Origin of the sequence: Pseudonocardia kujensis (genome assembly GCF_021283305.1) — a bacterium.
GTDB classification, from domain to species: Bacteria; Actinomycetota; Actinomycetes; order Mycobacteriales; family Pseudonocardiaceae; genus Pseudonocardia; species Pseudonocardia kujensis.
In genome coordinates this window covers 81843-107124 of sequence record NZ_JAJSOK010000014.1, presented here as the reverse complement: position 1 = coordinate 107124, position 25282 = coordinate 81843, and the positions used below count along the sequence as shown (strand labels likewise).

The 25282-nt window shown below is 72.5% G+C and carries 23 protein-coding genes; 15 read left to right on the top strand and 8 right to left on the bottom strand.

Features of this window, described 5'->3' with window-relative positions; genetic code table 11:
* Positions 1-7: 7 nt before the first annotated feature.
* The 3 genes from LWC35_RS12800 to LWC35_RS12790 all read right to left on the bottom strand — a co-directional run bounded on the left by LWC35_RS12800 (position 8) and on the right by LWC35_RS12790 (position 2305).
* Positions 8-1225 (bottom strand): acyl-CoA dehydrogenase family protein, encoded by a 1218-nt coding sequence (locus tag LWC35_RS12800; RefSeq protein WP_232870307.1) that lies wholly within the window; start codon positions 1223-1225, stop codon positions 8-10.
* A 27-nt stretch (positions 1226-1252) separates the two neighbouring features.
* Complete coding sequence (locus tag LWC35_RS12795) at positions 1253-1858, bottom strand: malonic semialdehyde reductase (protein ID WP_232870306.1); 606 nt, start codon at positions 1856-1858, stop codon at positions 1253-1255.
* Between the two features lie 102 nt (positions 1859-1960).
* Positions 1961-2305, bottom strand: a complete 345-nt coding sequence (locus LWC35_RS12790; RefSeq protein ID WP_232870305.1) for a hypothetical protein — start codon at positions 2303-2305, stop codon at positions 1961-1963.
* 480 nt (positions 2306-2785) lie between these two features.
* Between LWC35_RS12790 and LWC35_RS12785 the strand changes: the two genes are divergently transcribed.
* On the top strand, positions 2786-3490 hold the full coding sequence (locus LWC35_RS12785) for a winged helix-turn-helix domain-containing protein (protein ID WP_232870304.1): 705 nt from the start codon (positions 2786-2788) through the stop codon (positions 3488-3490).
* Here the strand turns inward: LWC35_RS12785 and LWC35_RS12780 are convergent.
* Entirely contained in the window at positions 3427-4131 is a 705-nt protein-coding gene (locus LWC35_RS12780; RefSeq protein ID WP_232870303.1) for a winged helix-turn-helix domain-containing protein, read from the bottom strand. The two genes, LWC35_RS12785 and LWC35_RS12780, sit on opposite strands and share 64 nt — an antisense overlap.
* Positions 4132-4646: 515 nt before the next feature.
* Between LWC35_RS12780 and LWC35_RS12775 the strand changes: the two genes are divergently transcribed.
* A complete protein-coding gene (locus LWC35_RS12775; protein WP_232870302.1) occupies positions 4647-5297 on the top strand; it encodes a DUF5134 domain-containing protein in 651 nt (216 codons plus the stop codon).
* 1003 nt (positions 5298-6300) lie between these two features.
* Positions 6301-6744 carry a DUF6197 family protein gene (locus LWC35_RS12770; RefSeq protein ID WP_232870301.1) on the top strand — a complete coding sequence of 148 codons (444 nt, stop codon included), beginning with the start codon at positions 6301-6303 and terminating at the stop codon, positions 6742-6744.
* Positions 6745-7047: 303 nt separating this feature from the next.
* On the opposite strand, the gene LWC35_RS12765 is transcribed toward LWC35_RS12770, so the two are convergent.
* The 3 genes from LWC35_RS12765 to LWC35_RS12755 form a co-directional block, all read right to left on the bottom strand.
* Positions 7048-7278 (bottom strand): DIP1984 family protein, encoded by a 231-nt coding sequence (locus LWC35_RS12765; protein WP_232870344.1) that lies wholly within the window; start codon positions 7276-7278, stop codon positions 7048-7050.
* 90 nt (positions 7279-7368) lie between these two features.
* A complete protein-coding gene (locus tag LWC35_RS12760) occupies positions 7369-8274 on the bottom strand; it encodes an alpha/beta hydrolase (protein WP_232870300.1) in 906 nt (301 codons plus the stop codon).
* A 209-nt stretch (positions 8275-8483) separates the two neighbouring features.
* Positions 8484-8909, bottom strand: coding sequence for a flavin reductase family protein (locus LWC35_RS12755; RefSeq protein ID WP_308194535.1), 426 nt, complete (start codon positions 8907-8909; stop codon positions 8484-8486).
* A gap of 128 nt (positions 8910-9037) precedes the next feature.
* Between LWC35_RS12755 and LWC35_RS12750 the strand changes: the two genes are divergently transcribed.
* The 4 genes from LWC35_RS12750 (at position 9038) to LWC35_RS12735 (ending at position 14220) form a co-directional block, all read left to right on the top strand.
* Positions 9038-10114 (top strand): LLM class flavin-dependent oxidoreductase, encoded by a 1077-nt coding sequence (locus tag LWC35_RS12750; RefSeq protein ID WP_232870299.1) that lies wholly within the window; start codon positions 9038-9040, stop codon positions 10112-10114.
* 159 nt (positions 10115-10273) lie between these two features.
* On the top strand, positions 10274-11797 hold the full coding sequence (locus LWC35_RS12745) for a sugar ABC transporter ATP-binding protein (protein WP_232870298.1): 1524 nt from the start codon (positions 10274-10276) through the stop codon (positions 11795-11797).
* 5 nt (positions 11798-11802) lie between these two features.
* Positions 11803-12819, top strand: coding sequence for an ABC transporter permease (locus tag LWC35_RS12740; protein WP_232870297.1), 1017 nt, complete (start codon positions 11803-11805; stop codon positions 12817-12819).
* An 81-nt stretch (positions 12820-12900) separates the two neighbouring features.
* Entirely contained in the window at positions 12901-14220 is a 1320-nt protein-coding gene (locus LWC35_RS12735) for a sugar ABC transporter substrate-binding protein (protein ID WP_232870296.1), read from the top strand.
* Between the two features lie 74 nt (positions 14221-14294).
* Here the strand turns inward: LWC35_RS12735 and LWC35_RS12730 are convergent, their stop codons facing one another.
* Entirely contained in the window at positions 14295-15128 is an 834-nt protein-coding gene (locus tag LWC35_RS12730; protein ID WP_232870295.1) for a mycofactocin-coupled SDR family oxidoreductase, read from the bottom strand.
* Between the two features lie 252 nt (positions 15129-15380).
* On the opposite strand from LWC35_RS12730, the gene LWC35_RS12725 reads away from it, so the two are divergent.
* The 8 genes from LWC35_RS12725 to LWC35_RS12690 all read left to right on the top strand — a co-directional run bounded on the left by LWC35_RS12725 (position 15381) and on the right by LWC35_RS12690 (position 25229).
* The gene (locus LWC35_RS12725; RefSeq protein ID WP_232870294.1) at positions 15381-17072 is read left to right on the top strand and encodes a sigma-54-dependent Fis family transcriptional regulator; all 1692 of its coding nucleotides are present in this window, start codon (positions 15381-15383) and stop codon (positions 17070-17072) included.
* A gap of 167 nt (positions 17073-17239) precedes the next feature.
* Positions 17240-17647, top strand: a complete 408-nt coding sequence (locus tag LWC35_RS12720; protein ID WP_232870293.1) for a hypothetical protein — start codon at positions 17240-17242, stop codon at positions 17645-17647.
* Entirely contained in the window at positions 17644-18048 is a 405-nt protein-coding gene (locus LWC35_RS12715) for a MaoC family dehydratase (protein WP_232870292.1), read from the top strand. The genes LWC35_RS12720 and LWC35_RS12715 overlap by 4 nt, the downstream gene beginning before the upstream one ends.
* Positions 18045-20159 (top strand): acetate--CoA ligase family protein, encoded by a 2115-nt coding sequence (locus LWC35_RS12710; protein WP_232870291.1) that lies wholly within the window; start codon positions 18045-18047, stop codon positions 20157-20159. Before LWC35_RS12715 ends, LWC35_RS12710 begins: the two co-directional genes overlap by 4 nt.
* 38 nt (positions 20160-20197) lie before the next feature.
* Positions 20198-21439, top strand: coding sequence for a crotonyl-CoA carboxylase/reductase (gene ccrA / locus LWC35_RS12705; RefSeq protein ID WP_232870290.1), 1242 nt, complete (start codon positions 20198-20200; stop codon positions 21437-21439).
* Positions 21440-21468: 29 nt separating this feature from the next.
* A complete protein-coding gene (locus LWC35_RS12700) occupies positions 21469-22956 on the top strand; it encodes an aldehyde dehydrogenase family protein (RefSeq protein WP_232870289.1) in 1488 nt (495 codons plus the stop codon).
* On the top strand, positions 22937-23773 hold the full coding sequence (locus tag LWC35_RS12695; RefSeq protein WP_232870288.1) for a mycofactocin-coupled SDR family oxidoreductase: 837 nt from the start codon (positions 22937-22939) through the stop codon (positions 23771-23773). Before LWC35_RS12700 ends, LWC35_RS12695 begins: the two co-directional genes overlap by 20 nt.
* A 295-nt stretch (positions 23774-24068) precedes the next feature.
* On the top strand, positions 24069-25229 hold the full coding sequence (locus tag LWC35_RS12690; RefSeq protein WP_232870287.1) for an LLM class flavin-dependent oxidoreductase: 1161 nt from the start codon (positions 24069-24071) through the stop codon (positions 25227-25229).
* Positions 25230-25282 lie beyond the last annotated feature (53 nt).

Genomic DNA, 25282 nt, shown 5'->3' with positions numbered 1-25282 from the left:
GGACTCCTCAGATGAGCGTGGCGATCGACGGCTCCACGCCGAGCAGCGCGCGGCCGTAGATCTCGGTGCCGGTGATCGGGTTGGCCACCGCGTGCCGGCTGGCGGCGTGCATGTCGCGGACGGTGGCCTGCAAGGGGTTGGTCTCGGCGAAGGCCGAGGCGCCGTAGCAGCTGACGAGCTGGTCGACGGCCTCGCGGCACTGGGCGGCGACGTGCCCGGTCCAGCCGCGGACCCGCGCCCGGTCCGCCGTCGAGGGGCGGGTGCCGGTGCGGGCCCACCAGTCGACCTCGCGGGCGGCGTGGTGGGCCAGCGCCCACATCGCGTCGATCGTCAGCGCGGCCTTCGCGACGGCGGTCTGCACGCCGCCGGACTCGGCGGCGCGGGAGTAGGTGGTGAAGGTGAGGGGCTTGCTCCCGGCGGCGGCGAGCACGACGTCGAGCGCCGAGGCGGCCATGCCCAGGTAGACGGCCATCATGTGGACCGACAGCGTCGGCATCAGCGGCGAGCGGTGCCGCCAGGAGGCGCCGTAGGAGCCGGGGGACCGACCCTCGAGGGCCGGCGCGAGCCGCAGCACCCGGTGCTGGGGGACGAACGCGTCGGCGGTCTCGAGGGTGTCGCTGCCGGTGGCGCGCATGCCGATGGCGTTCCAGCTGGCCGTGACGGTCAGCTCGCTCATCGGGATCAGCACGCTGGCGCGGGTGGTCGCGCCTGCGGCCTTGGGGTCGTCGGCCAGCGGGACGCCGAGCAGCGCCCAGCTCGCGTGCCGGCAGCCGGAGGCGGGCATCCACCGCCCCCGGACCCGCCAGCCGCCCGGCACCCGCTCGCTGGTGGAGCTGGGGTTGAACACCGCGCACACCGAGGTGTCCGGGCCCGAGGACCAGACCTCCTGCTGGGCGCGCTGCTCCAGCATCCCGACCAGGAAGTCCGCGCAGGACAGGATCATGGTGACCCACCCGGCAGCCGGATCGGCCGCGGAGATCCGCGCGGTCGCGTCGATCACCGACGGCGTGTCGGTCTCCAGCCCGCCGAACCGGCGCGGGACCCAGGTGCGCAGCTGGCCGGCGTCGGCGAGCGCGGCGACCGTGGCGTCGGTCAGCCTGCGCCGGGACTCACCGAGCGGGCGCTGCTCGGCGAGCAGCGGGGCGACGGCCGCGGCGCCGGCGACGGGGTCGATCGGTTCGACCGGGTCGCTCGGCGTGTCGACCGGCAGGGTGGTCGTGCTCACGGTTCCTCCTCGTCGGGCGGGCCGGGCTCAGAGGAAGGCGACGACCTGGTCGAAGTCCGGTCGCGGCAGCCGCGGGTAGGGGCTCTCGCCCGCCGGGCGCCCGGCGATCAGCACCAGGGAGGCGCGCAGCCGGCCCTCGGGGAAGAACTCGGCGTCGACGCCCTCGCGGTCGAAGCCGGCCATCGGGCCGACGCCCAGGCCCGCGGCGCGCAGCCCGAGGATCAGGTAGGCGACCTGCAGGGCGGTGTTGTACTCGGCGGTCGCGGCTCGCATCGCGGGATCGGCGAAGTAGGCGTCGGCGTCGACGAAGGGGAACAGCGTCGGCATGTGCGCGGTGAAGGCGTGGTCGGCCGCGAGGAGCAGCACCAGCGGGGCCGCGGCCGTCTTGTCCCGGTTGCCCTCGGCCATGTGCGGCAGCAGCCGGGCCCGCGCGCTGCCGCTGCGCAGCGCGAACACTCGCAGCGGGGAGCAGTTCATGGACGTGGGGGCGGCGCGCACGAGGTCGTGGACGGCGCGGAGGACCTCGTCGCCGACCGGCTCGTTGGTGAACGCGGCCGCGGTCCGCGCGTCGCGGAACAGCAGGCCCTGGGCGGCCGGGTCGAGGACGAGGGCGTCGTTCAGGGTGGAGGTCATGCGGCTCTCCGGGATCGAGGGGATCGGATCGGAAGGGGCCGGGCCGCCCCGCGACGCACGCGGGGCGGCCGGTGGTGGATCAGCCCCGAGGGGTGGGGGCGATCACGCGCCGTGCGTGCCGTGCGGCATCGGGTCGGGGTCCGCGGGCAGCGGCGCGAGGCCGAGCATCATCTCGGCCATGTGCTGGTGGATCGCGGCGTAGCCGGCGGGGTCGGCGAGGATCGCCTGCGGCTCCTGGGTGAAGTCCTTCTCGTAGTGGTACATCATCCAGTGCGCGACGACGCCGTCGATCGGGGTCGTCGGGGAGAACCCGCCCACCTCCTTCTCCGGCCCCGAGTGGCCCTCGTCGGCGAACGCGGTGCCGGCGGCGACCGCCGAGAGGGCCATGACGCCACCGGCGACCACCACACCGGCCTTCCCGGCGCGACGCAGAACGCTCTGGGACATGTCTGTCTCCTTTGGACTTCGTGTGGGGAACGAACCGAGGTCCGACCGACGACCGGGATCGGGGTTCCGGACGCGGGAGCGGGGAGCCCGTGTCGTCCTCGGCTGTTGCAGAGCGAACCAGTCGAACCGTTGCGTTCGGTGGGGCTGCAGTTACGCCGGGGTTAATCGCCCTCGATTCACCCGATCGGGGCGCGCCGTTTCCGCGACGTTTCGGACTGCTCACGGGCGGACCCCGGAACGCGTGAGGAGGCTGAGAAATGTGGTGGTTCCGCACGTCGATCCGGGGCGATGCTCGGGCATACTCTGCCGCACAATGTCTTCGCAGGCCAGTGCCAGCCGGGCGAGGTGTTCACGAACCGATTTCGCGTGCCGTGAGAAGGTGTTGACGAAATGGTCACATCGGGCCGCTTGTGCGAATCATGGCGCGGGTGGTTCTAGTCGTTCCACATCCGTCGGGGCGCATTCCGGGGAGCGAAATCCGTGCAGATTCTGGTCCTCACCTCCGATCCCGACGTGCGCGCCGTCCTCCCCGGGCTCGACCTGCTGCCGCACCCGGTGCGCGCCTGCCGGCCGTCGGTCCAGGAGTTCCTGTCGGCCGGGTGGTGCGACGTGGTCCTCGTCGACGGCCGCACACAGCCCTTCGCGGCCTGCGAGCTGAGCCGGGGGCTGGTCGCGACCGCCCGCGGGATCCCGGTGATCGGGGTGATCGAGGAACTGGTCGCGTCGCAGATCGACGAGGACTGCGCCGTGGTGCAGCTCGTGCTGGCCTCGGCCGGACCCGCGGAGATCGACGCCCGGCTACGGCTGGCCGGACGGCGCCGCGTGGTCGAACCCGGACCGGCCGCGGCGGCGGTCCTGGCCGTGGGGCCCTTCGTCCTCGACGTCCACGCCTGGTCGGTGACCGTGGACGGCGCCCCGCTCGCGCTGACCCACCACGAGTTCGAGCTGCTCAAGGTTCTGCTCCTGCACGCCGGGCGGCCGCTGACCCGTGCGCAGCTGGTGAGCGAGTGCGACGGCTGGACCGACGGGACGGGCCCGCGCGCCGTCGACTGCCACATCCGCGCGATCCGCGCCAAGCTCGGTCGGCACCGCGGCCTGGTGCGCACGGTGCGCGGCCACGGTTACGTCCTGCCCCGACTGCCGCCGGGCGCGTCGGAGGCCGGGCACCCGGCGGGGACCACGTAGCCGAGCCCCCGGACGGTGCGGATGCTGCCGCGGTGCGCGCCGAGCTTCGCCCGGATCGCGCGGATGTGGCAGTCGACCGCCCGCGGGCTGGTCCCGTCGCCGTCGACCAGACCGAGCAGGCGCTCCCGGGACAACGGCCGTCCGGCATCTGCCAGCAGCGCGCCGAGCAGCTCGAACTCCCGGTGCGTGAGCGGCAGCGGCCGCTGCTGGAGCCGGATCGTGTAGGCGTGGGCGTCCAGCTCGAACGGGCCGACCCGTACCACCTCGGAGTGCTCGCGCCCGGTCCCCGGCCGCGGGCCGAACCCGCGCCGCGCCAGCCGCAACCGGGCGTCGACCTCGGCGGGCCCGGCGTCGGCGAGGACCAGCTGTGCCACGCCGTGCCCGCGCGGCAGGCCGGTGAGACCGGCCTCGTCGGCCACGAACACCACGGGCGTGCCGCGGGCCGCCGTCGCGACCAGGGCCGCGAGCTCGAGGGCGGCGTGCGGCTGGCGGCGCCCGTCGACCACCACGACGTCGCAGCGCCCGGCTGCCAGGAAGGCCGTGACGGACGGAGCCGTCGCCCGCACCCGGTGATCGAGCAGGTCGAGCGCGGGCAGCACCGACCGGCCCGCGGGTGCCGTGGTCAGGACCAGGACCTCCATACCCGTACTCCTTCCGCAGGACGGCAGGTCCGGCCGGTCGGCCGGACGGGTTGCGGGAGATCTCGTCGCGGCTGCGTGTCCGAACGGCGGCGCGCCGGTCACCGGAAGGTCAAGTCGTCCTCACACGGTTACGGGCGATCGCGAGAACTGTGGGCCGCGGGACGGTGACCAGCACACCGTCACGCGCAGCGACCGTCGGGCGGGGCCCTCACCCACATCGGTCCGGTTGCCGAGCCGGTGCCGACCGTGCCGGCCGCGCGTGGTCGGCACGGTCGTCCCGGCCGCTGACGTGCGGATCTCACGACGAGGGGAGCGGGAGGTGATGCGGACGTCACCGCACCTCGACGGACGGTCACGGGGGTGACACGGGAGATCGCGAATCAGGCGTGTGCTCGTACCGCGGCGGAAACCCGCGCGGAACGTGGAGACGGTGCAGTTCTCGTGACGGCCCGCACCGGGTCGCGCACTCTCCGGAGCCGCCCGACGCTCCCCGCGACGAAAGGACCCGCTCGCCCATGGCCTGGTTCGATGCCGGAGTGTCCGCGGTCCTGGTCGGCCTGGGCCTGCTGCACGTCGTCCGCCTGGTGACCGCCCGCCGCGACGGCCGCCCTGCCGCCGGGGAGTCGGCGCACGCCGCGATGGCGTTCGGGATGGCCGCGATGTTCTCGCCGGCCGCCGACCCTGTGCCACCGGTCGCCTGGTCCGTCCTCTTCGGCGTCAGCGCCGCCTGGTTCACCGCCGCCGCTCTACGCGACGGCCCGGCCGCCGACGACGCCGCGCACCACGTGATCTGCGGCCTCGCGATGGTCTTCATGCTCCTCCTGGGCCCGCACGGCGCCGCGGGGAGCGCCGGCGGCGGGCACGCGGGGCACCCCGCCCACGCCGGGACGGCAGGGACACCGATCTGGATCTCCGGCGTGTCGATCGTGCTGGTCGGCTACTTCGCCTGGCACGGGATGAGATGCGGCGACCGGTTCGCGGCCGCGGCCGGACGGGCGGCGGCACGGCTCCCGCTGACCGCGGGAGCCCCGGCGACGGGCTGCGCCGGCGACGGCCGGGTGCCCGCCGGCGCGCGCCTCGGCGCCCTGCGCACGGCCCGGGTGGCAGCCGTCGCGCACCTCGTCGCCGCCGCCTCGATGGGGATCATGCTGCTGGGCGGGATCTGACGGAGACACCGGGCCGAGCGGGGCACCCGCGCGCGCCCTCGACCCATCCCTCGAGACGCACGTTCGACGCCGTCGTCGCCGGCCAGACGTGGCACTGGGTCGACCCGGTCGCGGGCGCGGCGAAGGCCGGGCGGATCCTGCGCCCGGGCGGTCTGCTGGCGCTGTTCTGGAACGTCTTCCGGCCCGCACCCGAGGTCGCGGAGGCCTTCCGCCCGGTCTTCGACCGCGTGGTGCCCGGCTCGCTGGCCGGCCGCGTGTGGCGGACCGGCGGGGGCGACCCCGGGATCTTCGGCGACCGCACCGTGGACGGGATCCGGCGGGCCGGCGGGTTCGCCGAGCCCGGGCAGTGGTCCGTCGAGTGGCGGCGGTCCTCCACCCGGGACGAGTGGCTGGACGAGATGCGCACCGGTGGCGAGGCGAGCCGGATCCCAGCGGCCACGTGGGCCGAGCTGGAGGCCGGCGTCGGCGCCGCGGTCGACGCCCCTCGGCGGGCGGATCACGATGCCCTACACCACCGTCGTCGTGACCGCCGAGCGTTCCTGGGTCGGCAGCGCCTCGATCACCGACCGCCCCGGACCTGCGGGAACGATGCCCACCACGCGGAACCCGGCGCTCGCGAGAAGGTGGTGCCGATGCCCGCAACAGGCGATGCAGCGCGGTCTCGTCGGTGCCGGTGGCGGCGACCTCCGGCGTATCAACGGCAGGAGGCGCGCGGGACGAGGGTCACGACGCTCTTCTCGGCGATCTCGTGGCGGTCGGCGTCGGAGAGCGCGTCGACCCCGTCGCCGGAGCGGTCGCTGCCCTCGAAGGCCACAGACCCACGTCTGCCGCGCCGCCAGGTGATCGTCGCGACGAGCCCGCGGGCCGCCGCGGTCCAGCGACGACCGCGCCGTCCGGCCGTTGACCGCGCTCGGTCGAGCCCACGGGCCCTACCGTCGCGGCTTCTCCCGGCCCACACTGCTCGGTGGGGCAGAGGTCGGCACGAACGGGAGGAGCAGCGGCTATGGCGGTGTGTCTGGCGGAACCCGGGGTCCGGCCCCTGGTCCGGCCCCAGCGGAGTGTGCTCGCGGTGGCGCGCGGGATCGTGCAGCGCGGGTGGATGCAGCACGGCTGGTGCACCGACAGTCGTCCCTCGCGGCTCGCGCGGCTCCTCTCCGGGCCGCCACAGCCCGACGAGGTGGAGCAGGCCTGTCTGGTGGCGGCGCTGACCGTCGCCGCGCACCGCGGCGGACGGCTGGTGAACGTCGAGCGGGACGCGATGCCGTGGATCGCCCACGTCTGGCGGTGCCTGCCGGGCACGGGCGAGCGCGCCGCGCCGGCGCTGCGCGGCCCGGGCGGCGCGGCGCTGATCCGCGAGCTGACCTCGTGGAACGATGCGCCGCACCGCAGCCGGGACGAGGTCGTCGCCCTGCTGGAGCGTGCGGAGCGCCGCGTGCCCGTCGGCTGACGGTACGCGGAACCGGGGCGCGGGGTCCCCTGACCCACCCTCCCCGGAGGGGGCCGGCACGTGGTGGTGCGCGGTCGTGCGTGCGCCGATGACGTGTGCGTCGTGCTGGCTGCACGGTGATCGGGGGAGTCGAACCCCTGCGCTGCCCCTCGCGCCCCGTCATGGGCCGGACTTCACCCGCCGGCCCTCGGGCTCGTGCCCGCTCCCCGCCCGGGTACCCGCTCCCGGGCCCCGGTCCCGCCTCCCGGCGCTCAGTCCAGCAGCTCGACGTTCCCGTTCGCCTGCTGGATCCGCGCGTCGAGCTCACGCGTCTCCTTCGATCCCGTCCGCGCGCCGACGCAGCTCGGCGACCGGCAGCGTCGCGCGCCGGCGCAGCTCGGAGCGCAGCTGACGGAAGCCGGCGCCGTGCCCGGCCGCGGCGTCGGCCGAGGCGGTGAGGACCCCGTGCCGCAGCCGCAGCACGTCCCGCCGGGCCAGCGCATCCGTCATGGTGCCGTCCGGGCCGAGGTCGGTGGCCGCGTTCGTCCGGTTGATCCGCCGGATCAGCTCCTCCAGCCCGTCGAGCGCCTCGTCGGCCTCGGCGAGCAGGGCGTGCCCACCACCATGATCACCGCGCCGCCGGATTCACCCCGCGAGTACCCGGCCGAAGGATTCGAGGGCTCGCACGGCGATGGTGTCGGCGGCGTCGACCACGCCGAGGAAGGCCGCATAGCCGTGGATGAGCCCCGGCCCGGGCACGTGCTCGACCGGCACCCCCGCCGCGGCCAGGTGCTCGGCGTAGGCGGCCCCCTCGTCCCGGAGCGGGTCGAACTCCGCCGTGGCGACGACGGCAGGCGCGACTGCGGCCACGTCGGCCGCGAGCAGGTCCACCTCGGCGACGCCGGTCCCGCCACCGGGCAGGTACTGCGCGAGGAACCAGGCCATGTCGGCGTGGGTGAGGAAGTAGCCCTCGCCGTTGTCGCGCACCGACTGCGAGGTCATCGCCGGGTCGGTCGCCGGGTAGAACAGCAGCTGCCCGGCCAGCGGGAGCCCGCCGTCACGGGCCCGCAGCGCGACACCGGCGGCGAGCGAGGCACCCGCACTGTCCCCGGCGACGCCGACGGGCCGGTCGGGATGGCGGGCGAGGGTCCAGCGCAGCGCCGTGACGGCGTCGTCGAGCCCGGCGGGGAAGGGGTGCTCGGGCGCGAGCCGGTAGTCCACGGAGACCACGACCGCGCCGAGCGCGTTGGCGACCCGGCGGCACAACGGGTCGTGCGTGTCCAGGTCACCGACCACCCAGCCGCCGCCGTGCAGGTAGACCACCGCGGGCCCGCGGTCCTCGGTGGGCGTGAAGACCCGCACGGGGACGCCGTCGGCCGTCGTGTCCTCCACCCCGGCGACCGGCTCGGCCACGAACCCCGGCCCGCGCCGGGACAGTGCGAGCGTCCGGTACCGCTCCCGTGCGGCGGGGGCGTCGCCGCCGGTGAGGCCGGTGAACCCGGTGGCGGCGAGGCTGTCGAGGACGGTGCGGAACTGCGGGTCGAGCGGCACGGGCGGGCTCCGGGTGTGATCGCGGTCGCGGGACTCCCCGCCAGTGGATCACGTCGGACGGGGTCACGTCACCCGGCCGCGAGGACGGCCCGACACCGGCTCCGACCGCTGTCCGGGTCGGGGCGTACCGCACGAGCGCACCGTGCCCCTCGAGCTGCGCGGGGCGGTGAGGAAGGGACCGACGGGAACTCCGTCTCGCCCGATCCGGTTCAGACGGCCTCGAGGCGCCGGAAGCGGCTGCCGTGGAAGACGAGGGGGGCCACGGCCGCGTCGACGCGGAGACCGTGCACGCGCAGCAGGACGATGTCGTGGTCGCCCGCGGGCACCGCGGCGTGGATCGAGCAGTCGAGCCAGGCCGTGGCCCCGTGGACGAACACCCCGCCCTCGGGTGTGGCGATCCAGTCGGTCCCGGCGAACCGGTCCCCGCGCTTGCTCGCGAGCCTGGCACAGACGTCGTCGTGCCCCTCGGCGAGCACGCTGAGCCCGAGCCGGGCCCGCTCGCGCAGCACCGGCCACGTGGTGGAGGAGTGCTGCAGGCAGACCGACACCAGCGGCGGGTCCACCGAGACGGACGTGAACGAGCTCGCGGCCAGGCCGACCGGCAAGCCGTCGACCTGCGCGCACACCGCCGTCACACCGGACGCTCGACCAGCACGGGCGGCCTGCGGGCAGAGCCCTGTTCACAAGTTGAACACGAGATGACCAATGTGGCGGCCGACACTCTGCCCTCGACGGAGTGACGCTTCTTCAGAGAGGACGCCCGATGGAACTCGGCCTGTTCATGATGCCCGCTCACCCCAAGGACGCGGACGTCTACGACGCCGTGCAGTGGGACCTGCAGATGATCCGCTGGGCGGACGAGCTCGGTTTCCAGGAGGCCTGGATCGGCGAGCACTTCACCTCGCCGTGCGAGCCGATCCCGGCCCCCGATCTGATGATCGCGCAGGCCCTGCTGCAGACGAGCCGGATCAACCTTGCGCCCGGTGCGCACCTGCTGCCCTTCCACCACCCCGCCGAGCTCGCCTCGCGGGTCGCCTTCCTCGACCAGCTCGCCCAGGGCCGGTTGATGTTCGGCGTCGGGTCGGCCGGCCTGCCCGGTGACTGGAAGCTGTTCGACGTCGACGGTCTCTCCGGACAGAACCGGGACATGACCGCGGAGGCGCTGGAGATCATCCTGCGGCTCTGGACGGAGAAGGAGCCGTTCGAGCACGTCGGCAAGTACTGGACGGTGAACCGGATCGACACGATGTACCGGCACCTGCAGTACCACAGCAAGCCGTTCCAGTCCCCGCATCCGCGCATCGGGGTGGCCGGCCTGAACTCGCCGTCGCCGACCCTGGAGATGGCGGGCGAGCGCGGGTTCATCCCGATGAGCCTCAACCTCGGTCTCGACTACGTCAGGGACCACTGGCGGTCGGTCGAGGCCGGCGCCGCCCGCTCCGGGCTGACCCCGGACCGCTCGGACTGGCGGGTGGCGAAGGAGGTGTTCGTCGCCGACACCGACGAGGAGGCCTACGAGCTCGCCGTCAACGGGGAGATGGGTCGCTACCAGCGCGAGTACATGCTGGACCTGTTCAGCCAGTTCGGCTTCCTCAAGTTCTTCAAGCACGACGCGGACCTGCCGGACAGCGCGGTCACCCCGGAGTACTGCGCCGAGCACAACTGGATCATCGGCTCCCCCGAGACCGTGACCCGCAAGCTGACCGAGCTGCACACCGCCCTCGGCGGGTACGGCACGACACTGGTCCTCGGCTACGACTACAGCGAGACCCCGGAGGTCTGGCGGCGCTCGATGGAGCTGCTGGCCACGGAGGTCGCGCCGCGCGTCGCCGCTCTCTGAGCGGATCTCCGAGCCGACCTCGCCGAGCGGGCCCCGGCGACCCCGCCGGTGACCACCCCTCAAGACGGACGAAGGACTGACGACACATGGATGTTTCGCAAGACTGCGGGCTCCGCCTTCCCCCGGTGGTCGCGGTGGGGTCGCACTCGGGGCGAGGCCGTGACCACCGCGCCGCCGCCGCTGCTCTCGATGGAGGGGGTGACCCGTCGGTTCGGTGGCTTCGCGGCCGTCGAGGACGTGAGCCTCAGCGTCTCCAAGGGGGAGGTGCTGGGCCTCATCGGGGAGAACGGCGCGGGCAAGTCGACGCTGCTCAACCTGATCAGCGGGACCGACCACGCGTCGGCCGGGACGCTGACGGTGCGGGGCAGGGTAGCGGACTACACGAGCTACCACGAGGCCGCCACACACGGGGTCTTCCGGGTGTTCCAGGAGCTCGCGCTGCTGCCCAACCTGTCGGTGTGGGAGAACCTGTTCATCGGGCACGAGGAGCACTTCCAGCGCTTCGGCATCATCGACCGCAGGTCGGCGATCATCCGGGCGCGCGAGATCATGGAGCGTTTCGACCACGGCTGGATCGACGTCGAACGGCGCGTCGAGAGCTACCCGTTCGCGGTCTGCCAGATGATCGAGCTCTTCCGGGCGTTCGCCCTCTCGGAGCTCCTCGAGCAGGAGGACCCGATCATTCTGCTCGACGAGCCGACCGCCGCGCTCGACCACGACGAGGTCGAGTACCTGCGCTCCATGATCGAGACCATCCGTGACCGGAGTGCGATCATCTTCGTCTCGCACCGCCTGGCCGAGCTCCTGGAGTGGAGCGACCGGGTCGCCGTCCTCAAGGACGGCAGGCTCGTCGGGCAGGGGGACGCCGACTCCCTGTCCGAGGAGTCGCTGCACTACCTGATGGTCGGGCGCGAGCGCGATCAGGTGTTCTACCGGGAGGGTCGACAGCGCGAGCCGGGGCCGACCGAGCTGCTCCGGGTCGAGGGCCTCGGTGACGGCGAGAGCTTCGAGGGCGTCGACCTGAGAGTGCGCGAGGGGGAGATCGTCGGTATCGCCGGTGTACTGGGCTCCGGCAAGAGCGAGGTCGGCCGCGCCGTCTTCGGGGACCGTCCCGCGACCGGGACGGTCCGCACGCGGGGCGAGCTGCTGACCCGGCGCAGTCCGCGGCACAGCGCCCGGCTCCGGGTCGCCTACGTGCCGCCCGAGCGCAAGGTCGACGGCTTCTTCGACACGATGACGGTGTCGGACAACATCGCCATCGGCTCCGTCGTGGCCCGCAACCGCGGGTGGGTGTTCCCGCGTACCGCCCAGCGGGTCGCGCGGCGGATGATCGACCGCATCCGCATCAAGACCGGCGGTGACACCGCCTCGATCCTTTCCCTCAGCGGTGGCAACCAGCAGAAGGTGGTCTTCGCCCGCTGCCTGTCCACCGACGTCAAGCTCCTCATCCTCGACAACCCGACCCGCGGGGTCGACGCCGGGGCGAAGGAGGAGATCTACGACCTCATCCGGGACCTCACCGACGAGGGTGTCGGGATCCTCCTGGTCAGCGACGACCTGCTGGAGCTGATCGGCCTGTCGAACGAGATCGTCGTGATGAAGGGCGGACGGGTCACGGCCAGGGTGTCGGCACCCACCGACGCGAAACCCACGGAGCAAGAACTCATCTCGAGAATGGTGTGACAGCGATGACCAAGCCAAGCCTCGACCCGCCCGTGGCCGCCAGGCGGACGGAACCGGCCGTGTCGCCGACCCGCGGCCAGGCCGGACGAGCGCGCGTGAACTGGTACGTCGCCGCGCCGTTCGTCGTCCTGGTGCTGTTGATCGTCGGCTTCTCGATCGCCAGCCCGATCTTCTTCACACCGGACAACCTGCTGAACATCATGCAGTCGTCCGCGGTGCTCCTCGTGCTGGCCCTGGGGACCACCGTGGTGATGCTGACCGGGAGCATCGACCTGTCGATCGGGTCCGTGCTGACCCTGTCCGCCTACGTCGCCGCGATCGCCGCCCAGTCCGCCGGGACCACCGCGGCGGTGCTGCTCGCCCCGCTCGTCGGCCTGGTGTGCGGTGCCCTCAACGGCGCGTTGATCTCCTACGCCCGGCTGCCGTCCTTCCTGGTCACGCTCGGCGGGTACTTCGCCTTCGACGGCCTGGCGGGCTATCTCTCGGACGGACAGCCGATCGGGCTCGCCTACGGCGGGGTGGCGGAGGGTTTCGGCGGCTCCGTCGGCGGTGTCCCGGTCATCTCGCTCTGGGCGATCGGTCTGCTCGTCCTCGTCGTGATCGCGGCGCGGTACACCCGGTTCGGGCGCTACCTCTACGCAGTCGGCGGCAACGAGCGGACGGCGCGGCTGACCGGCATACCGGTGCGCCGCATCAAGCTCTACGTGTTCCTGCTCAGCGGTGTCCTCGCCGGCGCGGCGGCACTGCTCCAACTCGTCCGCACCGCCAGTGCCAGCCCGGGGATGGGGGAGCCCTTCCTGCTCCTCGCGATCGGTGCCGTGGTGATGGGTGGGACCTCCCTGTCGGGCGGGTCCGGCGGGCCGGTGCACTCGATCATGGGCGTGCTCGTGATCGCGATCCTTGCGAACGGGATGGTCCTGGCCAACGTCAACCCGTACGCCCAGAACGTCATCATCGGCGTCGTCGTGGTCGCGGCGGTCGCCCTGACGATGAAACGAACGCGGGACAGCATCGTCAAGTAGCGCTCTCCCGACGGGCCCACCCACTCAGCTCGTTGCACCCGCGGAGGCAACGCCGCCGCCCAGTCCACGAAGGATGCAGCCATGAACTCTCGACACGGTCCACTCAGGACGGACCTCTCGCGGCGGACGCTGCTGAGGGGTGCCGCCGCCGGGGGGCTGGCCCTCGCCGCGGGCCTGCTCACGGGGTGTGCGACCACTCGGCGATCCCTCCCCGCCGCGGCCGCCGGGGTCACCGACAACAACTGGAAGGTGATCGACCAGTTCTACACGCTGAGCAACGCCTACTTCCAGGGCTGGGCGAACGGGTCGGCCCAGGCCGCGGCGCAGCTGGCGCTGCACCGCGAGCAGCAGGTCGACAACATGAGCAACGACAAGGTCATCTCCGTCTTCCAGCAGGCCAGGGCCTCCAACACCCGGGCGATGACCTCGATCGTCGCCGACCCCGGGATCACTCCACAGGTGCTGCGGGCGAACGCCGAGGCGGGCATCCCGACGTCCGTCGCCTGGAACCTGGCCCCGTGGACGACCCCGTTCGACGTCGGCGGCACCTTCTACCAGTTCCTCGCCGGGAACAACCCGGTCGGCGCCGAGCGCCTGGCGGGCCTGCTCTTCGAGAAGATGGGCGGCACCGGAAAGCTGATCCACATCAGTGGGATCCCGGGCAACAGCGCGAGCACCACCCGGGACGTGGGGGTCGACGCGGCCCTCGCCCGCTACCCGGGGATCACCCTGGTCGCCCGCCAGCCCGGCGGCTTCGACCGTGGCACCACGACCCCGGTGATCGAGTCGCTGCTCACCGCCCACCCCGACGTCGCCGGCATCTTCTGCCAGAACGACGACAGCGCGCTCGCCGTGGTCAACGCCCTGCGCAGCCGGAACAAGTCGGTGCCCGTGGTCGGTATCGACGCCATCCCGGAGTTCCTCGAGGCGATGCAGAGCGTGCCCGAGATCGCCTTCGCGACGTGGGCACACCACGGTGCCTGGATGGGCGGCGCGCTCATGGTCCGTGCGTACGACGCGCTGTCGGGGGTGAAGCTCTCACCGGCGGAGCGCATGATGTTCACCGGCGGGTTCGTGCTGGACACGCCTGCGGCGGCGGACGGCTACAACACCCTGATGTACAAGGGCGACACGCTCCCGTACGACTTCTCCCTCATGTCGAAGGCGCTCCACCCGAACGACTGGGACCCCCAGACCACGATGAAGCCCCTCGAGTTCGAGAGCTACTTCAGCCTGGAGAAGCCGAAACCCGCCGGCTACACCGTGGATCCGGCCTACGCCGCCGCGCGGGACGGCGACGAGTTCGCCCGCGTGGAGGCCGAGTACAAGGACCACTTCCGCAAGGACCCGTTCGCGGACATCCGCAGGCAGTGTGCGGCGGGCGGGGTCGACTTCGCCTGAGTGGGCTCAGACCAGAAGGGCACGGCCGGGAGTCCCGGCCGTGCCCTTCGTCGTGTGACCCGCGTGGTGAGAGGTCAGTGGTTGTCGTACCCGGCGTCGACCTGCAGCATGGTCCCGGTGATGTACCGGGCGTCGTCGGACGCCAGGAACAGCACGGCCGCCGAGACGTCCGACGGCTCGATCCAGGCGATCGGCATCGGGTTGTTGACCTGCTGCATGATCTCGTGGGCCTGCTCCCGGGTCGGGTGTTCGACGTCGGGGAGGAACAGCCGGCGCAGGGCTTCGTTCTGGATCATCGCGGTGTCCACACTGGTGGGGTTGACCGTGTTGACCCGGATCATGTGCGGGGCCAGCTCGTTCGCCAGCGCCCGCATCAGCCCGACCACTCCGTGCTTGGCGGCGCCGTAGTGGGAGAGGCCGGGCAGGCCCTTCGTCGCCGCCGTCGACGCGGTCAGCACGATCGAGCCGCCACGACCGCCCTCGAGCAGGTGCGGCACCGTCGCCCGGCAGGTGTGGAAGACGCCGGTTAGGTTGACCGCGATCGTCTCGTTCCACTCCTCGAGGGTCAGCTCGTGGAGGTTCCCGGTGCTCAGGATGCCCGCGTTGCCGACCACGATGTCGAGCCTGCCGAGTTCGACCACCCCGCTCTCCACGGCCGCGGAGAAGGCGCCGTAGTCCGACACGTCCGCCGTCGCGGCGACGATGCGGCGGTCGTGCGCCTCGACGAGCCGCACGGTCTCGTCGAGGTCCTCCTTGCTGGCGAGGTGGTAGGGGACCGTGCTCATGTCCGAGCAGAGGTCCACGGCGATGATGTCCGCCCCCTCCTCGGCGAGCCGTACGGCGTGGCTCCGTCCTTGGCCACGGGCGGCGCCGGTGATCAGTGCGACTTTTCCATCGAGCTTGCCCACGACGGGCCTCCTTGTCCTGCGGGCATTGTCCGCGAGTCCGCGGCATCCCGATGTTTCCCGGGCATCCCGCCGTGGCGTGTGCAAAGTTCGAACACTCTCGCGCGGCCGTCCGGCCTGCGGCGAGGTGTTCAAGTCTTGGACACGTTCCGGACCCGTGGCGTTGTACGTTGCCGAAGCGGTGCCCGCGGCACCGGACAATGGGTGAAAGCGGCCCGCATTGACCGGACATCGAGGTCCCGATCAGGAGCACATATGCCTGCCGATAACGCCGAGGAAATCCCGGTCGGCGCGGACGGCCGCGTCGGCCCCGTCCGTCCCGTGGTGGCCGAATCGTGGAAGCGCTCAGAACTGTGCGGTCTCCGGCCCTCCCGAGTCGAGCAGCGCTTCTGCGACGTCGACACGGACTCGAAGTTCCTCCGCCAGGTGCGCCCGGCGCTGGAGAACCTGTCGAAGCGGCTCGGCGGCACCGACACCAGCGTGGTCATCGCGGACCCGCGCGGCCGGATCGTGTGGCAGTGGGCGGAGAACCCCGGACACCAGCGGATGCTCGAGCGCCATCTCGTGGTGGTCGGGTCCGACCACAGCGAGGAGCAGCTCGGCACGAACGGCGTCGGGACCGCGCTCGAGATCAACAAGCCTGTGGCGATCGTGGGGGAGGAGCATTTCGCCCACGCGATGCGGCACTTCGCCTGTCACGCCGCGACGGTCCGCCACCCTCTGACCCGCCGGGTCGTGGGGGTCGCCAACATCACCAGCGCCGCCCACAACTCCTCGCCGCTGCTGAGCTCGATCCTGCTCGGCGTGCTCGACGACATGGAGCGGCTACTGTTGGAGAGCGCTTCCCCCGCCGAGCACGAGCTGCTGACCCGCTTCCTGCTCGCCCGTCGACGGGCCCAGCGCCCGGTGGTCACGGTCGGCGAGGACTTCTTCGTCGCCAACCAGTCCGCGATGCGGCTCGGGATCAGCCAGGGACGGCTCTGGCAGGAGGTCCAGGCCAGCGGTACCGCGGACTCCGTCGAGTTCCCCGTTCCAGGTCAGGAGCACGTGCTCGCGAGCGCTCAGATCGTGCGGGAGGGCACGACGATCGTCGGTGCGGTCGTCACGCTGCGAGACGAAGAGGAGCCCGTCGCCGCCGTCGCGAGCCGCAGACACGGGGCGCCCGCCACGCCCGGACCGGATCTCCTCAGTGAGGCGACCAGGCTGGCCACCGAGCGGCGCAGGCTGCTGGTGACCGGGGAGCCCGGCGTCGGCAAGCGCTCGCTGTTGCTCGACGTCGCCCGCGCCGCGGGCGAGGAGGTGACCACGCTCGACGCCGCCCTCGCCCCGGTCGACGGGTCCGCGCTCTGGCTGAAGCGGGTGCGCAGGCTGCTCGACGCCGGGTCCGGGGCGGTCGTGATCCAGCACCTCGACGGGTTGCCGCAGGACGTGCTGACCTCGTTCACGGCGGTGCTCGACGAGGAACGGGCAATGACCCCGATGGTGCTGGCGACCGCCTCCGCCGCCTTGCCGCCCTCCGTGGTGAGCTCTTTCGGCACCCCCGGCGTGGAACTCACCCCGCTGCGCGAACGGCCCGCGGACATCCCCGCGCTGGTCGCCCGGATGTGCGCGGTGCACGCCCCCGACCGCACCGTGCGGGTCTCCACGGCCGCGCTGGAGGTGCTCCAGGAGTACGACTGGCCGGGCAACGTACGGCAGCTCGACGAGGTCGTCCGAGAGGTGGTGGAGTCCACGCCGACGGCCGTGGTCGGTGCGGCGGACCTTCCCCTGCGGATGCGGCACGGCAACGGCAGGCAGCTGTCGCCGCTCGAGGCCGCCGAGGCCGCCGTGATCGCGCGGGTCCTCGACGAGAGCGACTGGAACAAGAAGCTGGCCGCCCAACGACTTCAGATCGCGCGCGGCTCGCTGTACCAGAAGATGAGGCGCTACCGGATCGTCGGTCCTTGAGGACGGTTTCGTCACCCGGGCACGGTGCCTGCGCCGTGCCCGGCCGGCTCCTGCCCGCACGACGGCGTGGGGCCGAGTTCAGTTCTTGTACACCCGACATCGCGCCGGGCACGCACACTCGGACCACGGGCGCGAGCCCAGGTCGTGTGAGCCAGCGGAGGTTGCAGATGGGCAGGATCGTCCAGGAGTTCGCGGACGTCCCCTACGAGGAGCTCGAACCCGGCGCCGTCTACACGACGACCCACCGCCTCGACCGCGCGCTGGTCGCCGAGTACGACCGGCTCGTCGGTGCGGCCCACGACGGCACGGTGCCGCCGTGGGTCTACTGCACCTTCTTCCCCATGTACCGGGCGATGGACGGTCGGATGGAGCAGGGATCCGTGCACATCCGCCAGCACGGCGTGGTGCACCGCTCCGTGCAGATCGGGACGACCCTCACGGTGCAGGTCCGGGTGACGGAGAAGTACGAGAAGAAGGAGCGCAGGCACGTGTCCCTCGAGATCGTGTTCGCCGACGGCGACGGACCGGTCTGTACGTCGACCGGCACCTTCCTCTGGGGGTTCGCGGCGTCGTGACCACCTCGACCACCGTCCTCGCCACGGTCACCCGCATCTTCACCCAGGACGACATCGACGCCTTCGGGCAGGTCAGCGGGGGCACGGGCCACATCCACACCGATCCGGACTACGCCGCGGCCACGCCGTTCGGGCGCACCCTCGTGCAGGGCCTCTACCTGCTGGCCGTGGTGATGCGGGCGGTGGACGAAGCCGTCCCCGGCGCCAGCGAGGTGTCCTGTCGGTTCGTGGCGCCCGTCGGCGTCGGCGACGAGTTCCGTGTCGTGGTCCGCGAGCAGCCGGAGGCGCCCGGCGAACTGACCGTCGAGGCCACCGTCGACGGGCGCCCCGTGGTGGTGGGCACCGCCGTCGATCCCCGACACGCGGCCACCGACACCGAGACCCGTGGGGGTACGGAATGACCGCCGGCACCCGGACGAGCCTGGCCGCGGTCTTCGAGCCCCGCTCGATCGTCGTGGTGGGCGCCTCGGACGACTCGCGCAAGATCGGCGGCAAGCTGCTGGCCCACCTCGTCCGCTACGGCTTCGGCGGCGACCTGTACCTGGTGAACCCGACCCGCTCCACGGTGCAGGGCCTGCCCGCCCACCCGTCGGTCGCCGAACTCCCGGCCGGCGTCGAGATCGATCTCGCGCTGGTGGCCACGCCGGCCGCGGGCGTGCCCGAGACCGTCGCCGCGCTCGCCGACCGGGGCACCCGGGCCGCGGTCGTCGTCAGCTCGGGGTTCGGCGAGACCGGGCCCGAGGGCCGTGAGCTGGAACGGAGGACGGTCGCGGCCGTCGGTGACAGCGGCATGCGCCTGCTGGGGCCGAACTGCCAGGGCGTGGCGAACGTCGGCGCCGGCGTCGTCGCCTCGTTCTCCTCCGCTTTCGGGACGGCCGCCCCCGTGCCCGACGGCTCCGCCGCCGTGATCAGCCAGAGCGGGGCGATGGCGGCGGTGCTCACCCAGCTCGCCCTGCCCTACGTCGACGGCGTGCGGTACTGGGCGGCGACCGGCAACGAGTGCGACCTGACCGTCGCCGACCTGCTGGGCCACGTCGTCGAGGACCCCGCGGTCCGCACCGTCCAGATCTACCTGGAGAGCCTCGGGGACGCCCCGCGGCTCGCCGAGGCCGCGCGGGTGGCCACCGAGCGCGGCGTCACCGTCCTCGTACTGAAGTCGGGTGCCACCGCGGCGGGCGGGCAGGCGGCGGGCTCGCACACCGGGGCCCTGGCCCAGGAGGACGCCGTGGTCGACGCGTTCCTGCGCCGGCACGGGTTCGTCCGGGCGCGCGACCCCCGCGAGATGAGCGAGCTCGTCCGGATCTTCACCCCGGCCCGACGGCCACGCGGCAGGCGGGTCGCGATGGTCACCAACTCCGGTGGTCTCGGCGTGCTGCTCACCGACGAGCTCGTCCGGGCGGGCCTGGAGATCGCCCGGTTCGGTGCCCCGACCCTCGAGCGGCTCGCCGGGGCGCTGCCCGCCTTCGCGGCACTGCAGAACCCCATCGACGTGACGGCCCAGCTGCTGAGCCACCCGGAGCTGATCCGCGAGGCGCTCGCGGCCGTCGAGGCCGACCCGGACGTCGACATCGTGCTCCTCGGCGTCGGGATCCTGGGGGAGTACTACGACCTCGACCGCATCCTGGAGGACGTCGCTGCGCTGAACGAACGGACCGACAAGCTGGTCGTGGTGTCCTTCGTCGCGGGCATGCCGGGGATGGTGGAGCGGTTCGCCGCCGCCGGCGTCCCGGCCTTCGACGACACGACAGCCTGCGTTCGCGCGATCGGCAGGCTGGTGGACCACACGCTCGACCCGCCCGCCGAGCCGGCGGCGGCCCCGGCGTCCCCTGGGCCGGTCGACGCGCCGCCTGCGGGGCCGTTGTCGGAGCACGCCGGCAAGGACCTGGTGCGGTCCTGGGGCCTGCCCGTGGTCGAGGGCAGGCTGGTCACCACCCCGGACGAGGCGGTCGTCGCCGCCCGTGAGCTGGGGTATCCCGTCGTCGCGAAGATCTCGGCGCCCACCGTGGCGCACAAGACCGAGCTCGGCCTGGTCGAGATCGGTCTCACGGACGACGCGGCCGTTCGCGCCGCCGCCGCGCGGGTGGCGGAGCGGGCGCGGGCAGCGGTCGAGGGGCCGATCGACGGCATCCTCGTGGAGCCCATGGTGGCGGACGGGCTGGAGATGGTGGTCGGCGTCCTCCACGACCCGGCGGTCGGCCCCGTGGTCATGGTCGGGACCGGCGGCACCCAGGCCGAGTTGCTCGAGGACGTCGCACTGCTCGTGCCGCCGCTCTCCGCCGAGGCGGTCCGCAGGGCCCTCGCCTCGCTGACGCTGTCTTCGCTGCTGGAGGGCTACCGGGGCGCCCCGCCCCGGGACGTCGACGCCCTCGTCCGGCTGGTGCTCGACCTCGCCGCCGCCCCGCTCGTCGCGAGCGGCCGGGTGGCGGAGCTCGACCTCAACCCGGTGCTGGTCCTCCCGGCCGGTCACGGCGTGTCCATCGTGGACGTCGCGTTGACCGTCCGGGAGTCCTGACGGCCCGGATCCCCGAACCCAGAACGGAAGGAACCACGATGGCGGACATCGTCCCGATCGGCAGCCTGCCCGCACCCGGCGACGTCCCGGCCCGCATGCACGCGCAGGTGGTGCGCACCGAGCGGCTCGGAGAGCCGCGTGACGCCTTCCGGTCCGAGGAGATCGAGGTGCCGCGACCGGGTCCGGGCGAGGTCCTGGTCGCCGTGATGGCAGCGGGGGTGAACTTCAACAACGTGTGGGCCGCTCGCGGGATCCCGATCAACGTGATCGCCGACCGGCAGCGGCAGGGCGAGCCCCACGACTTCCACATCGGGGGATCGGACGCCTCGGGGATCGTGTGGGCCCTGGGTGAGGGCGTCGACACCACCGCGGTCGGTGAGCACGTCGTCGTCCACCCCGGGTACTGGGACCCGGCCGACCCCGAGGCCGCGCTCGGTCGCGACCCGATGCTCGGCACGACCGCGCGCATCTGGGGTTACAACACCAACTTCGGGTCCTTCGCCCAGTTCTGCCTGGTGCAGGCCCACCAGATCCTGCCCAAGGCCGACATCCTGACGTGGGCGGAGGCCGCGGCGCCGACCCTGGTGGGCACGACGGCCTACCGGATGCTGCACGGTTGGGCGGGCCACACCGTCGAGCGCGACGACGTGGTGCTGGTCTGGGGCGGGTCCGGTGGTGTCGGCAGCCAGGCGATCCAGCTCGCCCGGGAGGCCGGGGCGTTGCCGGTCGCCGTCGTCTCCGGTGCCGAGAAGGGTGCCTACTGCGAGAAGCTCGGGGCCGTCGGTTGGATCGACCGTCGGAGGTTCGACCACTGGGGCCAGCCGCCGCACTGGACGGACGTGGAGGGCCAGAAGCGGTGGACCGCGGGCGCGCGGGCGTTCGGTAAGGCCATCTGGGATGCGGTGGGGTCGCGGCGCAATCCGCGGATCGTGATCGAGCACCCGGGTGAGGACACGATCCCGACCTCCGGATTCGTCTGCGACAGCGGCGGGATGGTCGTGATCTGTGCGGGCACGACCGGATACTCCGCGGCTGTGGACCTGCGTCACCACTGGGTGAAGCAGAAGCGGCTGCAGGGGTCGCACGGCACGAACGACGCGCAGGCCATCGCCTACAACCAGCTCGTCCGGGCCGGTCGGATCGATCCGTGCGTAGGTGAGGTGCGCGCGTTCGACCAGGTCGGCGCGGCTCACCAGGACATGCACGAGGGCAGGCTCGCCCACGGCAACACCGTCGTCCTGGTGGGCGCCACGTCCGCCGACGAGGGCGCCACCCGCTGAACCCGACCGCCGACCCCAAGGAGGTGGCGATGTCCGAGACGACCTATCCCGAGCCCGCGCTGTTCCTCGAGGGCAGCTGGGTGGCGGGCGAAGAACAGGGACCCGAGGTGGTGGACCCGGCGTCCGGGACGGTGCTCGCCCGCACCCCGGGAGCCAGCGGCCGGCAGGTCGACGCCGCGATCACGGCTGCCGCCCGGGCCTTCCCGACATGGGCCGCCCTACCGGGCAAGGAACGCGGTGATGTGCTGCGGACCGCCGCGGACCACCTCGCCGGGACCGTGGACGCCGACGCGGCGGTGATGACCCTCGAGCAGGGCAAGACGCTCACCGAGTCCCGCGCCGAGATGCTCTCGATCGTCGAGCTCTTCCGGTGGTTCGCGGACCAGGCCGACGGCCCGACGGCCCGGGTCGAACCGGGGTCGGTCCCCGGCGGCAGGGTCACCGTGCACCATCCGGCAATCGGCCCGGCGGCGATCCTCACGCCGTGGAACTTCCCCGCGTCGCTCGCGGCGCGCAAGCTCGCCGCAGCCTTCGCGGTCGGCTGCACCGCCGTGGTCAAGCCCGCCCCGGAGACCCCCGGATCGTTCCTCGCGGTGGCCCGGGCGCTGGCCGCCGCCGGCCTGCCCGACGGCGTGCTCAACGTCGTCAACGGCGATCCCGTCCGGATCAGCGGCGAACTCGTCGACGATCCCCGGATCAGGGTGGTCAGCTTCACCGGCTCGACCCCCGTCGGGCGGCAGATCGGCCGTCGCGCGGCCGAGTCCCTGACCAGGGTGACACTGGAGCTCGGCGGGCACGCGCCCGTGCTCGTCACCTCCGACGTCGACGTCGCGGCCGCCGCGCGCACGCTGGCGGCGACCAAGTACCGCAACGCCGGGCAGGTCTGCATCGCCCCGACCCGGTTCCTCGTCGAGCAGCCCGCCTACGAGGAGTTCGTGGAGCACTTCGTCGAGCACGCCCGCGGTCTGCGCGTCGGGCCCGGGCTGGAGCCCGGTGTCGACATGGGCCCGCTGGCGGTCGAGCGCCGTCGCCGCGGCGTCCTGGACCTCCTCGACCGCACGGTGGCCGACGGGGGAGAGCTCCGCTGCGGCGGGTCGGCCCTCGACGGACCCGGCTGGTTCATGGCGCCCACGGTCGTCACCAACGTGCCGGCCACGGCGGCGGCGATGAACGAGGAGCCGTTCGGGCCGCTGGCGATCATCAACCCCTACCGGACGGACGACGAGGCGGTCGCCGAGGCCAACCGGCTCCCCTTCGGGCTTGCGGCGTACGTGTTCAGCGGATCGGAGCAGCGCGCGGCCGCGCTCGCCGACCGTGTCGAGGCCGGGACGGTAGGCGTCAACACCGGGGTGATCGTGCATCGCGACTCCCCGCTCAGCGGCATCAAGGACAGCGGCTACGGCAGCGACGGCGGGCTCGAGGGCATGCACGAGTTCCGCGCGGTCAAGTCGATCAGCAGCCTGCCGACGACGACATCCTCCCAGGAAGGAACAGGACATGACCGATCTGACGGGTAAGGTCGCCCTCGTCACCGGCGGCGGCCGTGGGCAGGGCCGCTCCCACGCGGTGAACCTGGCGCGGTGCGGGGCGTCGGTCGCGGTCTGCGACATCGACGTCCAGTACGACACCATCCCCTACGACATGACCGCGGACCGGGACCTCGACGTCACCGCGGCTCTCGTGAAGGAGGCCGGCGGGGAGTGCCTCACGGTCACCGCGGACGTCCGTGACCCGCGTCAGGTGGAGGCGTTCGTCCAGGCGGCGGCCGACCGCTTCGGCCGGATCGACATCCTCAGCGCGAACGCCGGGGTCTGGGCGCCCGCCCAGGTCAAGGACACCTCGGACGAGCTGTGGCGGGACACGATCGACACCAACCTCGGCGGCGTCTTCCACTCGATCCGGGCGGTGGCGCCACACATGATCGCCCAGCGGAGCGGGCGGATCGTGGCGACGTCGTCGCAGTGCGGCCGGCGCGGGGTGCAGAACCTCGGTGCCTACACCGCGACCAAGTGGGGCGTGATCGGGCTCGTCAAGACCGCCGCGATCGAGCTCGGCGAGTTCGGGATCACGGTCAACGCGCTGTGCCCGTCCTACGTCGACACGAACATGATCAACTTCGACCTCTACCACCGACTCTTCCGGCCGGATCTCGACGAGCCGAACCGCGAGACGTCGGACGACGTGCTGAAGACCCAGCACACCCTCCCGGTGGGGTCCTTTCCCGCCCAGCACGTGTCGGACGCCCTGCTGTACCTCGTCTCGGACGGTGCGGCGATGGTGAGTGGCACCGCGCTCGACGTGACGGCCGGGATGAGCACCCTCTGGAGCGCGTGAGCGGCGGTCGTGGGGGGTGGACGGAGCGCGCGGCGCCCCCCACCCCCGGCTCGAACAGCCGCCAGGTGGGCTGGTTGTCCACCATCGCCGTGCGCACTGCCGTGGGGTGCACCGTGCCACTGCTCCCGGGAAAGCTCCCGGCCCCTGGCGTGCGCGGGAAGGGGGCGGGAACGTTCGGATTTCTGACGGCCGCAGCGTCAGAAACTTGAATGGTCGGCGCCGCGCGGCTGACCCAAGCTGATCGCACGCCCCGCGCCGCCCCCGGAGAGCGCGGGCCTCGACGAGGAGGAGACACATGTCCCGGATGAAGTTCGGCACCTTCATGGCGCCCTTCCACTGCCCGGCCGGTCAGGACCCGGTCTCGGCCTACCAGCGTGACCTGGAGGTCCTGCAGCACATGGACCGCCTCGGCTTCGACGAGGCGTGGATCGGCGAGCACCACTCCTGCGGCAACGAGCTGATCCCGGACCCGTTCATGTTCATCACCTGGGCCGGCCCGCAGACCCGCAACATCAAGCTCGGCACCGGTGTCGTCTCGCTGCCCTACCACAATCCGCTGTGGACGGCCGATCGCGCGCTGTTCGCCGACAACCTGTTGCGCGGTCGGTTCATGCTCGGCCTCGGCCCGGGTGCCCTGCCCACCGACGCCACCATGATCGGGATCTCGATGGAGGAGCAGCGCGGCGCGTTCGAGGAGGACGTCGACGTGCTGATGGCACTGCTGCGGGGTGAGACGGTCACGGCGAAGACCCCGCGCTACACCTTGCAGGACGCTCGCACACAGTACGGCGCCTACAGCGACTTCGACATCGTGTGTGCGGCGATCGCCTCGCCGACCGGGCCTCGTGCCGCGTCGAAGAACGGCGTCGGGCTGCTCTCGGTCGGGGCGACCGCCAAGGGCGGGTTCGACTCGCTGGCGCTGCACTGGGACGTCATGCAGGAGCGCGGCGCCGAGTTCGGCAACCCCCCACGGCGCGACCAGTGGCGCCTCGTCGGCCCGATGCACCTCGCCGAGACCAAGGAGCAAGCGATCGAGGACGTCCGCCACGGCCTCGACGACTGGGCCGACTACACCCAGCACGTCCTCGCCGCCCCGCATTTCCGTGCCGCCGGCGCGACGTTCGAGGAGCGGGTGGCCTGGGTGAACGAGACCGGGCTGGGTGTCATCGGGACCGTCGACGACGCGATCGCGCAGATCGAGCGCCTCGCCACGCAGTCCGGTGGCTTCGGCTCCTACCTGCTGCTCCACCACGAATGGGCCCGGCCGGAGGCGACGCTGAAGAGCTATGAGCTCTTCGCCCGCCACGTCAAGCCGCGCTTCCAGGGCACCACCGAGCGACTCGAGAGGTCCGTGGCCTACGCGCGGTCCCGGTGGGAGGAGCTCGACCAGCGGCAGGCCGACGCCATCCAGGCTGCCACCGACCGCCACGCCGCCCAGAAGACCGCCGCCCGGTAGATCGCCGCCGAGACGACGCGGCGCTGACCCGTGATCGTCCGATAATCGAACAT

Bases quoted from the DNA above. Each gene is read 5' to 3' on its own strand.
- LWC35_RS12795 (WP_232870306.1), bottom strand. From the start codon at position 1,858: ATGACCTCCACCCTGAACGACGCCCTCGTCCTCGACCCGGCCGCCCAG.
- LWC35_RS12790 (WP_232870305.1), bottom strand. From the start codon at position 2,305: ATGTCCCAGAGCGTTCTGCGTCGCGCCGGGAAGGCCGGTGTGGTGGTC.
- LWC35_RS12780 (WP_232870303.1), bottom strand. From the start codon at position 4,131: ATGGAGGTCCTGGTCCTGACCACGGCACCCGCGGGCCGGTCGGTGCTG.
- LWC35_RS12775 (WP_232870302.1), top strand. From the start codon at position 4,647: ATGGCCTGGTTCGATGCCGGAGTGTCCGCGGTCCTGGTCGGCCTGGGC.
- LWC35_RS12770 (WP_232870301.1), top strand. From the start codon at position 6,301: ATGGCGGTGTGTCTGGCGGAACCCGGGGTCCGGCCCCTGGTCCGGCCC.
- LWC35_RS12750 (WP_232870299.1), top strand. From the start codon at position 9,038: ATGGAACTCGGCCTGTTCATGATGCCCGCTCACCCCAAGGACGCGGAC.
- LWC35_RS12740 (WP_232870297.1), top strand. From the start codon at position 11,803: ATGACCAAGCCAAGCCTCGACCCGCCCGTGGCCGCCAGGCGGACGGAA.
- LWC35_RS12735 (WP_232870296.1), top strand. From the start codon at position 12,901: ATGAACTCTCGACACGGTCCACTCAGGACGGACCTCTCGCGGCGGACG.
- LWC35_RS12725 (WP_232870294.1), top strand. From the start codon at position 15,381: ATGCCTGCCGATAACGCCGAGGAAATCCCGGTCGGCGCGGACGGCCGC.
- LWC35_RS12720 (WP_232870293.1), top strand. From the start codon at position 17,240: ATGGGCAGGATCGTCCAGGAGTTCGCGGACGTCCCCTACGAGGAGCTC.
- LWC35_RS12710 (WP_232870291.1), top strand. From the start codon at position 18,045: ATGACCGCCGGCACCCGGACGAGCCTGGCCGCGGTCTTCGAGCCCCGC.
- ccrA (WP_232870290.1), top strand. From the start codon at position 20,198: ATGGCGGACATCGTCCCGATCGGCAGCCTGCCCGCACCCGGCGACGTC.
- LWC35_RS12700 (WP_232870289.1), top strand. From the start codon at position 21,469: ATGTCCGAGACGACCTATCCCGAGCCCGCGCTGTTCCTCGAGGGCAGC.
- LWC35_RS12695 (WP_232870288.1), top strand. From the start codon at position 22,937: ATGACCGATCTGACGGGTAAGGTCGCCCTCGTCACCGGCGGCGGCCGT.
- LWC35_RS12690 (WP_232870287.1), top strand. From the start codon at position 24,069: ATGTCCCGGATGAAGTTCGGCACCTTCATGGCGCCCTTCCACTGCCCG.